The organism is uncultured Thiothrix sp., from assembly GCF_937873765.1.
Taxonomy (GTDB): Bacteria; Pseudomonadota; Gammaproteobacteria; order Thiotrichales; family Thiotrichaceae; genus Thiolinea.
The window spans coordinates 15,526-28,728 of the sequence record NZ_CALMZC010000005.1; the positions used below are offsets into that span (position 1 = coordinate 15,526).

At 47.6% G+C, this 13,203-nt stretch carries 8 protein-coding genes; 4 read left to right on the plus strand and 4 right to left on the minus strand.

Annotated elements, in window-relative coordinates:
- The first annotated feature begins 86 nt into the window (after positions 1-86).
- The 3 genes from Q0307_RS00945 (at position 87) to Q0307_RS00955 (ending at position 4,556) form a co-directional block, all read left to right on the plus strand.
- A complete protein-coding gene (locus Q0307_RS00945; RefSeq protein WP_298655120.1) occupies positions 87-1,010 on the plus strand; it encodes a helix-turn-helix domain-containing protein in 924 nt (307 codons plus the stop codon).
- Between the two features lie 117 nt (positions 1,011-1,127).
- Complete coding sequence (locus Q0307_RS00950) at positions 1,128-3,563, plus strand: FAD-dependent oxidoreductase (RefSeq protein ID WP_298655122.1); 2,436 nt, start codon at positions 1,128-1,130, stop codon at positions 3,561-3,563.
- A 120-nt stretch (positions 3,564-3,683) separates the two neighbouring features.
- Positions 3,684-4,556, plus strand: coding sequence for an ankyrin repeat domain-containing protein (locus tag Q0307_RS00955; protein ID WP_298655125.1), 873 nt, complete (start codon positions 3,684-3,686; stop codon positions 4,554-4,556).
- Here Q0307_RS00955 and Q0307_RS00960 read toward each other — a convergent pair.
- Both Q0307_RS00960 and Q0307_RS00965 read right to left on the minus strand, forming a co-directional pair.
- Complete coding sequence (locus tag Q0307_RS00960; RefSeq protein WP_298655128.1) at positions 4,553-5,731, minus strand: formylglycine-generating enzyme family protein; 1,179 nt, start codon at positions 5,729-5,731, stop codon at positions 4,553-4,555. The two genes, Q0307_RS00955 and Q0307_RS00960, sit on opposite strands and share 4 nt — an antisense overlap.
- The gene (locus tag Q0307_RS00965; RefSeq protein ID WP_298655131.1) at positions 5,731-6,327 is read right to left on the minus strand and encodes an RNA polymerase sigma factor; all 597 of its coding nucleotides are present in this window, start codon (positions 6,325-6,327) and stop codon (positions 5,731-5,733) included. The genes Q0307_RS00960 and Q0307_RS00965 overlap by 1 nt, the downstream gene beginning before the upstream one ends.
- Positions 6,328-6,438: 111 nt before the next feature.
- Between Q0307_RS00965 and recG the strand changes: the two genes are divergently transcribed.
- Complete coding sequence (recG, locus tag Q0307_RS00970; protein ID WP_298655135.1) at positions 6,439-8,541, plus strand: ATP-dependent DNA helicase RecG; 2,103 nt, start codon at positions 6,439-6,441, stop codon at positions 8,539-8,541.
- On the opposite strand, the gene Q0307_RS00975 is transcribed toward recG, so the two are convergent.
- A complete protein-coding gene (locus tag Q0307_RS00975) occupies positions 8,542-11,496 on the minus strand; it encodes a hypothetical protein (protein WP_298655138.1) in 2,955 nt (984 codons plus the stop codon).
- 110 nt (positions 11,497-11,606) lie between these two features.
- Entirely contained in the window at positions 11,607-13,070 is a 1,464-nt protein-coding gene (locus Q0307_RS00980) for an OmpA family protein (RefSeq protein WP_298655141.1), read from the minus strand.
- Positions 13,071-13,203: the final 133 nt, after the last annotated feature.

Sequence of the window (13,203 nt, forward strand, 5' to 3'; positions counted from 1 at the left end):
TAATCCACACATAAACTCACTGAGTTTAGTCTACTATTATCCCTTCAATAACCTAAATGCAGCCCTCTTTTTGGAAGCATGTCTCCATGCAAACCGCAATTCTTTTAGCTAACCAATTCATTATGCTCAATCTTGACTTAGTCATGGATATTCTGCGCATTGCTAATCGAGTCTTAGCAAGCCCACAGTTCCAATGGCAAGTGTTGACAGTGGATAATATTCCTGCAGTTTCTTGTAATGCTTACATCGTTCAACCTGCATGTCATTGGGCGGATTGTGAGACCTTGGATTGTATTTTAGTCATTACGGGCTTTGAACCAGAAACTGGCTTACATCCACCAGTACTTGCTTGGCTACAGCAGCAATATCAAGCAGGAGTCAAGGTCGGCTGCGTGGATACAGGCGCATTTGCTTTGGCCGCTGCTGGAGTTAGGCCGACAGTACCCATGGCGATTCACTGGGATTCAGAATTAAGTTTTCGCCAACAGTTCCCAAACCTGCCGATCACGACTGCGGGTGTATCCTGTGGGGAGGATTTTTTTAGTGCCTCAGGGGGCTTATCGGTGGTAGATATGATGCTGAACTTACTTTCTCAATACCTTAGCCCAACACAATTGAAGGACGTAAATCAAATACTATATTGCCAAGGCTCTACAACGGCAGTTAGCCCTGAACGCTCACAGTTGCTTAACCCACAAAGCCGCATTGAACGCGCTGAAACTTATATGCATGCCGCTCTTGCCCAACCATTATCCTTAAATGTGCTAGCTAAAATGGTCAATATGCATCCTCGAACCTTTAGCCGCCAATTCAGCACCCGTTACGGGATTAGCCCCATACAGTATTACCGACAGTTGCGGTTAAAACATGCACAACTGCTGTTACTACAAACTCAATGGCCGGTCAGTCGTATTGCTGAACTATGCGGCTTCAGCGAGTTGAGCAATTTCTCTGCCTGCTTTTCACAGCATTATGGAATATCGCCGCAACAATTGCGGGTAAAAGGCTAATTAGCTTTATGTCTATTTTCCATAAAAAAATGTCTATTTTTTATATCAAGAAAATACAGCTCGTTTCTTAAACTGTGGGTCAATCAAGGTTAAGTCGATACCTCATGGAGTTAGTTTATGCACCCAGTTTTACCCTCTCATGCAGCTATTCTTATCATTGGCGGCGGGATCAGCGGCTGTTCAATTGCTTATCATCTTGCGAAGCGCGGAGTCGAAGATGTCGTCTTATTAGAACGTAAGCAACTCACTTGTGGTACGACTTGGCATGCAGCAGGTTTAGTCAGCATGCTATGGCCGACGCCCACCTTGACGAACTTAGCTAAATATAGCCATCAACTGTATGCTTCTCTCGAAGCCGAAACCGGCCAAGCTACTGGCTATCGACGCACCGGTAGTTTATCGCTGGCTCGGACAGAAGAGCGTTTAGAAGAACTATTGCGTACCGCCTCCGTCATCAGCGGCTTTGGGGTGGACTGTGAGATGATTTCCTTAGAACGTTTAGCCGAACTCTATCCCGGCATTAATACGGATGGGGTTTTAGGTACTCTGCATATCAAAGCCGACGGTCAAACTAACCCGATTGATACCACGATGGCACTGGCGAAAGGTGCACGCCAGAATGGCGCACGTATTTTAGAAAATACTGCCGTTGAAGAAATCCTTGTTGAGCATCGCAAAGCGATTAGCGTGCGGACTACTGCTGGAGTCATTCGAGCAGATAAAATCGTACTCACCGGTGGCTTATGGTCACGCACGCTGGCGAACCAAATCGGTATACAACTGCCACTCTATGCTTGTGAACATTTCTATGTGGTCACTGAACCAGTTCCAGAACTCACTAAACGTCCAGTACTGCGCGATTTTGATAAAGGTGTGTATTTCAAAGAAGATGCGGGCAAATACTTAGTGGGCTGGTTTGAGCACAATGCTAAAGGCTGCCCAATGGAACGGATTAGCCCTGAGTTTTGCTTTGACGAATTTCCCTGTGATTTAGAGCATATTGAACCGTATTTGCTGGCAGGCATTGATACCGTGCCGCAATTAGGTGAAGTCGGGATTAATACCTTCTTCAATGGCCCCGAAAGCTTTACCGCTGATAATTTGCACCTACTTGGCCCTACGCCTGAGGTAGACAATTTTTGGGTGGCTTGTGGCTTAAACTCCAAAGGGATTGGTGCGGGGGGTGGTTTAGGTAAGATCATGGCCGATTGGCTGATTGATGGTTATCCCTCCCAAGATATTCTCGAATGCGATGTACGCCGCCATCAAACGGCACAGCGCACCCAGGCCTATGTGGAAGCACGCATCCCCGAAGCACTCGGACATACTTATGCGATGCACTGGCCTTTCTATCAATATAAAACGGCGCGGAATGCAGCGCTCTCACCTTTGCATGAAACTTTACAAGCCAGTGGCGCTTGCTTTGGTGAAGTCGGCGGTTATGAGCGTCCCAATTGGTTTGCACGCCATGGGGCAAAACCTGAATACCAATACAGCTATAAGCGTCAGAATTGGTTTGAATTCTCCGCTGCTGAACATCGTGCCGTGCGCGAAGCGGTCGGCATGTATGATGTCTCGTCTTTTGGTAAATTCCGTGTGACGGGTAACGATGCTCTAGACACTTTACAGCGTCTTTCTTGTGCGGATGTGGACGTACCGGTCGGTGGTTTAGTCTATACCCAATGGTTAAATGTGTGTGGGGGAATTGAAGCTGACCTAACGATTGCCCGCCAAGCTGAAGCTGTGTTTTTAGTGATGACGGGAGTCGCCTCAACTTATCGTGATGGCTGGCATTTACGCAAACATCTTTTAGGTGAAACCTGCGTTGAAGATGTGAGTGCTGCCTATGCTTGCTTAGCCATTCAAGGCCCTCAAGCTCGAACCGTTTTAGCTAAAGTCACTGATTGTGATTTAGCTAACCGTGCTTTTGCCTTTGCCACAGGTTGCTTGGCTAAGGTCGCAGGGGTTGAAGTTTGGTTACAACGGATTTCGTATACTGGCGAGTTAGGCTGGGAATTATTGATTCCGGCTTCTGCTGCACTATGGGTCTATCAAGCCTTATGGCAAGCTGGACTTACTGAGGGTATCTGCAATGTTGGCCTGCACGCAGTCAATAGTTTGCGCTTAGAAAAAGGGTTCCGGCATTGGGGGCATGATATGGGGCCTGCGGATAATTTGCAGCAAGCGGGCTTAGCCTTTACTGCGAAGCCAGAGGTTAAAGACTTTATTGGACGTGATGCTTTCTTAGCGACGAAAGCAGTGGGTTTACCAGAACGGCGTTTAGTGCAATTCCGCTTACATGACCCTGAGCCACTTTTATATCACCACGAACCGATTGTGTTCGATGAGCAAATTGTTGGTTATCTAACTTCCGGCATGTATGGACATAGCTTAGGCTCAGCGATTGGCATGGGCTATGTCAATCTGCCAAATTTAACGGCTGAGAACATTCGCACCGGCGCATTCGAGATTGAAATTGCCCGCAAGCGCTTTACAGCGGAGGCTTCTTTGCAAGGTTTTTATGACCCAACAGGTACGAGAATGCGCTCTTAAGTGCGGGGAGTGAAAAAATTATTTTTTCCTCTCCCCGTAAAGATTTCAAAACTCCTTCGTCTGTAGTGATGAAGACGCTGCTCGGCAGCTCACCCATCCCAACTATCTAAGGAGTATTTTATGTTTGCTTTAACAACTAAACACTTAAACCGTTTATCTCACACATTGATTCTTAGCAGCCTGCTTGTGTTGAGCAGTTCTATCAGCGCAGGTGTTTACGAAAACTACGATCCCTGCCAAGACTATGCGGCTAAAGCGGTGTATCAATTTCGCTCACAGCAAATGTTAAATTGTGGTTTTGCTGATTCACGTTGGAATGAAGAAGGTGCGGGTCAACATCATTGGTGTCGAACTGTCCGCCCTAAAGCCACGGAAAATGAAACCAAAGCACGGGCGGAGCTATTACTAAAATGCATGAATCCACACAGCAGCATCAATCAAAATGATATAGCGGTGGACACTGAGCATCTTACCCAAGAAATGCTAGCCGCAGCAGGACGAGGGGCCACTGAGCGTCTACAACAATTAATTGCGGCAGGGGCTGACCTAAAGGGACGACAAAAAGCGGTTATGGATAATGCCCTAAGCTCCCGCGAACTAAAAACTCTTAGTTTCTTACAACACGCAGGGATCGCTTTAGATGTTGGCAACTTTAATCCACTAGAAACTTATATTGGCTATGGCTCTGATCCGAAACTCAATGCGTCTGACTTAAAGATGCTTGGATGGTTATTAAAAAACGGAGTCAATCCGAACTCGGTCAGCCAAGTCAGTGATGGTGGTATTCCTTTAGCAGTCGCCATTGAGCATGACAACTTACCAGCTCTTAAGCTTCTACTCAGCGCAGGGGCTAATCCCAATCTAGATATTCGGGGTAAAGCCTGTCAGACCAATATGCCCTTAGACTTAGCTATTGATAAGGGGGATGAAAAAATCATAGCTGCTTTACGTGAAGCAGGTGCTAAAACTCAAGCACAATGCAGTGGTCGTTAAGGTAAAACGCTTACCACCCTGAATCCCAATACATAACTACGATCCAACACAGACGCGGGGCTACGGGCGGCTGATCGAGCGCTAGCAGGGACATTATCCCATCCACCGCCCCGCCGCGCTCGGAAGGCAGTTTGGCTGCAAATAGCTTTGGTGCTTGCAGTCGTTTGATAGTTTTGTTGCCAACAATCGGTTGTCCACTCCCACACATTGCCTGCCATATCATGCAGGCCAAATGGATTGGCGGCGAATTGCCCTACTGGTGCGGTTTGTGCCCATTGATCACTGCCTTCTACTCCGCTGACATTTGCAAAATGCCGATCCGGCTGATTACCCCAATAAAACGCAGTAATCTTGCCGCCACGAGCTGCATACTCCCATTCGGCTTCTGTGGGTAAGCGATAAGTCTGTCCTGTTTCTTTCGATAACCACGCCGTATAGGCCTGAGCATCTTGCCAACTCACGCACACTACTGGATGTATCTGCGTTTGCGCAAAACCCGCATTAAGCCAATTATGCGATGGACTAATCACCCATGCACTCGGCTTTTGTAAATCCTGAATTGCACAACCCTGCTTTTGAAATTCTGCCGTGGTTACATAATGAGTTGTATCCACAAAACGCTTAAATTGCTGCACGGTAACTTCATGTCGCGCTATTGCGAACGCTTTTACTTGTACCACATGTGCCGGATACTCATTTTCACGGCAACCACCTAACTGATCATCCCAACCCGCTGTACAACCCATCGTGAAGCTGCCAGCAGGTAAATCGATCATTTGCGGCAGATCGATGGGCCGCGTAGCCGGTGGGATAATAGGTGTTGCATTACTGCTTAAACCAGCAATGCTTGATGTGGGTCTATTACTAGAATACGACAACCACCAACCCACACCTAAACCCGTAACTAATAGGCCTAAGCCCACCAACACTAATAAAGTGATCGATTGACCACGTGAAGATTTCAAACGTTCACGGCGTAACCTTTCGCTACGCTGATAAAATGCAGCGGCCTGTTCAGGGGTAATGACCGCAGTTTGCTTGCGGGCTTGCCGCCACAATAATACTTGGCGCACGGCCTCGGCCTCTTCATCCACACGCTTACCCGCAACCGGCAAACGCTTGCCTGCAACCACCTCACCCCATTCGTTTGGTTCGTGCTCGTTTTCGCCTGCCATCAACACAGCTCCTGTTTCAACTGCCAAACCCGCTCACGCAAACCTGATAAGCGCTTTGCAATCGCGCCAATCGTACGCCCAGTGCGATTTGCAATCTCGCCATTGCTCAAACCTTGCACATAATCCGTATACATCGCTATATCCGCAGCACCCGTTGGCTGGCAAGCAATCGCATCAAATACCCGCTCCAAACAATCCACTTGGTTATATAAATTCTGGTCGGCAAAAGCAAGGGACACCGTATTCTCTTCCGACACTGGAACCAAACTGCCATCTAAATCCGGCTCAAAGACCTTGTTCTTAGACTGATACTGCCGCAAGCGATCAATGTATTCATTGCGCACGATAGAAAACAGCCAAGCATTGCAACTGCCCTGTAACTGATGGGCATGACTAAGAATCTTAATCGCTGTTTCTTGAAGAACATCCTGCTGATCTTCAGCACTCAGCGGATAATGCCGATATGCACAAGACTGAATATAGCGCGTCAACACCGATAAGAGCTTCGCACCCTTATCACCGCGCTGTTCGACGAATTGCAGTAGCATGTCTTGGCAGTGTGCATGATCGTTGCTTGATGAAGTTGGCGCGCTCAATCCTAAACTCTTTTTATTAATCGCTGCCTGAATACTAGCGCATTTCTGCCGATTTGCCCGGCTAAGAATGTAGATACACACCGAAACAGCAGACTGTAGTAAACTCTAGCCATGACTGAATCAGCCGCTTCCAAGCTTTTATATCAACCCGTCACTGTTCTTAAAGGCGTGAATGAAGCCACGGCCGAGAAGCTGTTACGTTTAGGGATTATGCGGGTAGTGGATTTGCTGTTTCATTTACCGCTACGCTATCAAGATCGAACACGGATTTATCAAATCGGCAGTTTACGCGTCGAGCAAGAAGTGACTATAGAGGGTGAAATTGAGCTGACTGAAATTGTCAATCGCTCGCGTAAAATGCTGCTTTGCCATATTTCGGATGGAACCGGTTTACTAACTTTGCGCTTTTTTCATTTCACTAACGGTCAAAAGCATAGTTTGAGCAAAGGCGCTTATATTCGTTGTTTTGGTGAAGTTCGCCAAGCGGGCGGCAAACTAGAGATGGTGCACCCTGAATACCGGATTGTGAATGCTGGTGAGTTACCGCCTTTAGAAAACACCCTTACGCCGACTTACCCTAGCACTGAAGGTATGCAGCAGCGCAGCTTAAGCCGTTTAATTAAAATGGCACTAGAGCAAGTACATGAACTAGAGGAATTGCTGCCGGTACAGTTAGTGCGTGAATATAATTTTCCACCCTTAGCAGATTGCATTCGTTTACTGCATCAACCACCGAGTGAACTTGCCAGCCGTCAACTGCTAGATGGAAAGCACCCTGTTCAGCAACGTTTGATTGTTGAGGAATTACTCGCCCATCAACTTGGTGTCCAACAAGCCCGCCATCAAATTAATCAGGTCAAAGCCCCACTCATGCAAGAGCCTAACCAGTTATTTCAGCAACTGCTAAAACTCTTGCCTTTTGCTCCGACTAAAGCCCAGAGTCGCGTCATTCATGAAATTAGTCGAGATTTACAATTGGGTAGTCCGATGAATCGCTTAGTACAAGGGGATGTTGGCTCAGGCAAGACTTTAGTTGCAGTGGCGGCTGCTTTACAAGCGATTACCAATGGCTATCAAGTGGCTTTAATGGCGCCCACCGAATTACTAGCCGAGCAGCATTATCGGAATTTTTGTGCTTGGCTAGAGCCGCTGGGTTTAGATGTGGTTTATATCTCCGGCAATCAGACACCTAAACAGCGCCGCCGCCAAGTCGAAAATCTTTTATTGGGAATCGGACATATTGCCATCGGTACGCATGCCCTCTTCCAACGCACGGTCGAATTCTTGCAGCTTGGCTTGATTATTATTGATGAGCAACATCGCTTCGGGGTACATCAGCGCTTAGAGCTACGCGAAAAAGGTAAACAAGGCGATTATTATCCGCATCAATTAGTCATGACCGCCACACCGATTCCGCGCACCTTGGCTATGACGGCCTATGGTGATTTGGATTATTCGATTATTGATGAACTCCCCCCCGGACGCATACCGATTAAAACCGTGCAATTAAGCAATGACAATCGGGAACGCTTGATTCGCCGCGTGGAGAAAGCTTGCCAAAGAGGCTGCCAAGTCTATTGGGTGTGTACCCTGATTGATGAATCCGAAGTTTTGCAATACCAAGCGGCTGAAAATACTGCGGAATTATTGCGTGAAGAATTGCCCGGCATTGAGATTGGCCTGATTCATGGACGGCTGCATCCGAGTGAAAAAGAACGGATTATGCAGGCGTTTAAGGCTAATCAATTGCAGCTTCTAGTAGCCACTACGGTGATTGAGGTTGGGGTCGATGTACCTAATGCTTCCATTATGATTATTGAGAATGCGGAGCGCTTAGGTTTATCACAATTGCATCAATTACGCGGTCGAGTGGGGCGTGGTAGTGCAGAAAGTAGTTGTGTTCTGCTTTATCAGGCGCCCTTAGGCAAAACTGCACAAAAACGTTTAGAGGCACTGTGTAATAGCACCGATGGTTTTGAAATTTCCAATATTGATTTAGAGCTGCGTGGCCCCGGTGAAGTTTTAGGAACTAAACAAACGGGTGATGTGCGCTTGAGAATGGCGAGCTTGCTGCGCGATCAGCATTGGCTACCTTTAGTACAAGAAGTAGCCAAACAAATTGTTGCACATGAACCGGACAAAGTGCTTGCCCTCACCCGGCGCTGGTTACAGCAACCGGGCGGGGATACCGCGATTCGTTTCTTCCAGAGCTAGTTAAACAAGGTCTTTCAGACGTTCAAAGCGGTAGTTATCTTCATCGTCACGGCAGACGACAATATTGTAGAGATGGAATAAAACGCCTTCGCCCTCTGCTAAAGCACTCACATCACCACTTACTACAACACGTCCGGGTTTGGTAACACCACAATGCACTGAGCCAAGCTTGCCGTAGAGGCCGGGTTTCAGTACTAGACTTTCCTCACCTTCAATCACGCCGCAGTCATAACCACTATCGCTGTCCCAAAGCTGACTGACCAATTTAGAGCCACGGCTGCCATGGCTTTCTTCGATTAAGCGCTGCATATTGATGCGTAGCTTATCCTCAGACCAATCCAGATCAGGCTCGAGCATGTCAGTAGTCGTGGATTTAGTCACCGGTAAAACAGTCTCTTTCACAGTTTCAACCACACTATTTACTGATGCAGCCATTCCAGCACCTACGGCAGCCACCGCCCCTTGAGCGCTAGTTAGCCATGAGCTAGGAGCAACCGGCTTAACAAATTGCTTAAAGGTGTAGACATCACTTGCACGCTCAATAAAAATACCATAAAGCTTTGAAACTGCCGTCTGACCTTCCGCGATTGAACCCACAAGGCCGCCTAAACTGACAGAGCCTGCTTCATTCACGGCGCAAGACACCAAACCTAAATCACCATATTGTCCTTCGCGGAGCGTCAATTGATAGCCTGCAGCATAATCAACTGCACTAGGCTCATTATCCCAAACGAGAGGAGTCAGCTCATCCGTATGCTCAGAAAAATCGCCCGACTTGATCCAATCCGGTAGCCACTTAGACAGACTGGAAAATATATAATTGCCATCATCATTATGGGTCACAGCCATATTGAAGAGATTCGAACGCATCGCGTCGCCCGTGTTTAAATCGCCCTCTAAGCCGCCTAAGGACACACAATTAGTACCCGGTACTGAGCAAGTTACTAAGCCTAAACGCCCCGTTTCACCCGGACGTAGTAGCAGGGTATGCTCTAAAGCAGCTAATTCAGCAGGACTCAACTCACCATCCCAAGCTAATTTAATCGCTTCAATCGCATCTGACTCATCCACAATCATCGGCTGTACACCGGATTGTAGATTAGCTTGTACCGCGGCTACGGTCGCTGCACCAGCCGCCGCCACTGTCAAGCCTGTCAAACTGTCGGCATTTAAACCTTGGCCTAAACTACCAAGCCCAGTGACACTTAAACCTGCTGGATTGAGTACAGCTTCTGCAACATGTTTACCCGCTTCAATCACATCTGATTCGTCCACTGGTTTAGGCGTATTGGCTAATACATCGGCTGCTTTTGCCGCCACTGCACCTACACCGACTCCAACAGCAGCTTGCTTCAGAGTAGCCAGTAGGTCTGAACTTAAACCGACACCCACTGATCCAATCTCGGTACTAGATAATTGCGAAGTTTGCGCCAAGGCTTGATCAGCAGCAGTTGCTAAAACGGTATTCCCCTGTACTAAAGCAGCTTCTTTTAAGCTTGCCAACCAAGCGGGATTAACCAAACCCGTTTGCAAGGTGCCTAGGTCGAAGCTCTGTAACTCAACACCATCGATATTTTTATCCGCTGCTGCTAGATGTACATGCTCACTGGGATCAGTGGCTAAACTCGCAAGATGCACCTCCCCATCTGGCTTAGTTAAGTGGAGCACTGCAGCCCCTGCTGGATGATCTAGTGCCTCTACTTTAGCACCTTCAACTGTGTATAAACCATCTGGGGTATTTAGCTCTACTAAACCTACATCAACTTTGGCATGCTCTAAGTTCAGACCTGCTTCAGGTAAATGGATCACTGTCTCCGGAACCGCTGCGCTTAAAGCCGTCAGGTCAACATTTCCCTCTGGCGTGTGGAAATGAGCTGCAGCCAAACTGACGTCCATGTCCGAAAGCTTAGCTTCCGGCAGATCCATAGGGACATCCGGCACATTCACGGTGACCGCATCCCCACTAACCCTCGCATCAGGCCATTCGACTGCTGAAAGTTCTGCTGGAGGCACAGGCATTTCTAAGTGCAAGGTCTGCAAACCCACATCTGCTTCAGGTGGCTTGACCGACTCAGCCACATTTAGATCAAGCTCACCCGCTGGTGCTTTGATATGCGTAGCAACTACCCCTAGAGCTGCCGCACCCAAACCAACCATGCCCGCCGCCATGTCTTTAACTTCAACTTTCGGTACTTCAACTTCAGGTAAGCTTACCTCGACTTTTGGCAAGTTAACATCAACCTGCGATAATGCGATATCAAGCTTAGGAACTGAGGCCTCAACTTTGGGCAAATCTAAGGCAGGCAGATCAACATCCACTTTAGGCAAACTCAGATCAGCACTTGGTCGATGGGTGTCTACTTTAGGAAGATCAAGCGTCGGTGCTTTCACTTCAACTTTAGGTAAAGCGCTATCAAGCTTCGGTAAATCCACATCGGCTTGGGGCGTCTGTACATCCAGTTTCGCTAGATTGACATCTACTTTAGACAGCTCAACATCGACTTTCGGTAGTTCAACTGTGGGCACTTTGACATCGATTTTAGGTAAATCAATGTCTGGCGCTTTCACCTCCAGCGTGGGCACAGCCACACTCACCGTTGGCGTTTTTAAATCCGCTTTCGGTAGCTCAATATCTGCCTTTAAAGGTGTCACAGTAGCTTTAAGCTCTGGAGCTTTAGCTGTCACCTTTGGAGTTTTAAGCTCAGGCTCTTTCACGTTAACAGTCGGTTTAATTGGTTCACGTGAACGCGCTAAAGCTGCGGTAGCCGCCGTACCAGCAGCCACTGCTGCCGTAGTAACAGGTACACGTAAATGTGCAGTTTCGGTTTGTAATTTAGTTTGAGTTGCGACTATACGGCGCTTGCAGAACACGCCCTTTAACCAACGTCCAATACCGTAGCCCAATAAGAACGCCACCAGTAACCATAGCAGTGACTGAATTAAGAACATAGTCATGTTTACTCTCCTCTGCCTGAGCGTGAAAACCAACCCATGACCAAGCCGAAAATGAAGGTGAGCAGTAACCAGATAAATAACTTAGAAAATAGATACATCATGGGAGAGCCTCACTTTTGAATAATATCAAAGGAAATACGACGGTTTTGCGCCCGCCCAGCATCAGTGTCATTGCTGGCAATTGGTTGTGTTTCACCATAGCCAACACCTTGCATCAAACCTGCATCTAGGCCTTGTTTAGCCAAATAATCCTTGACGGCATCAGCACGCTGCTGGCTTAAAGTTTGATTATAGCCATCTTCACCACGATCATCGGTGTGACCACCCACGCGAATAATTTTGTCTACCAGTGCGGCTTTGCATTCATTCGCCACTTTGGCAAGATTATCTAATAAACCTAAGCTCGCCTCTTTAATAGTAGCTTTATTGGTCTCAAATAAAATTTGCCGACCATTTAAGGAGCCACGCATTCTATCTTGACAAGATTGCTGCTCAGAGGTGAGTTGCACAGGTGCTGGTGTAGTAGGTGTAGCAGCAGGCTCTGTAGCTGGAGCAACTACAGGCTCAGGTGTTGCCGGTGTTGAAGTTGCGGTGGTCGTTACTGGCGCTGGCTCAGTGCTGGTTGTCGCTGGAGCAGTAGGCACAGGCGTTACGCCTGATATTACAGGTTCAGGAGTCGTAGTCGCTGGTGCAACTGCAGTCGTGGTCGGCGTAGTTGCTGGAGCGGGTTCATTGGCTGGTACAGGAGCTGCCACTTCAGGTAATTTTACGCTAATTTGGTTATCTAACTGCGCACTACCTAACAATTGCTGAACCTTGATTGCTACATCTGCTTTAGCTTGATCAGAACTCGCCACACCCATTAAGGTAAAAGCGCCATTCACAAACTTTAAGCCAGACTGCTCAAGACCTGCTAAGACCTCTTTTAAACCACCTAACGCAGCTAACCAAGTTGCAGGAGCGACAGGGCCTACCGTTAATTGATTCACTACATTACCAGCACCATACATTTGCTCAGCAGCAGCGATTGCTTGGTTAATCTCTTCTTGAGAGCTTAAAGTACCTTGTAGAACCCATTTACCATCCTGTGGCAATAAAGCAAAGCTTGGCTCAGCAGGAGGCACTGGAACAGGAGCCGGAGCTACAGCCGGTTCTGGTGTAGCCGCTGGCGTGCTAGTTGCAGGTTCTGGAGTAACCGATGCAGTGCTAGCTGCTGCAGATTCAGCCGCTACGGTGGTCGCTGCAGGCACAGTAGCCGCTACTTCAAGTGCATTGTCCACCACACGAATCCCATAGGTCTCTTGCACCAACCTTACTACTTGCTCACGCTCAGCATCACTAGCAACTATTCCGGTTAATTGCGCATCGCGTCCACGGTGATCTAAATTAACCTGTACATCATTGAAGGAAGCTGCCTTTAAACCGTCCGTGGTTCTGGCTGTTAGATCAGTTTCTACTGGTGCTTGGCGCGAATGAATCATTAACCAAAACAGCAGGGGTAAGCCCAACAAAGTGAGTAGCCACCACCATAACGCTGGTAATGCACCACAACAACACGAACGTTTTTCACTCATTGCTATTCCTTGATAGATTACGTACAAAAGAACTGTGAACTGTTTAAAAGTATAGTGTAGATAAATGCACTCTATAAAAACTTAAATTACTTAGCAGCACTTTGGCTTGCAGCTTAAGAGCTAGCTAAAGAAT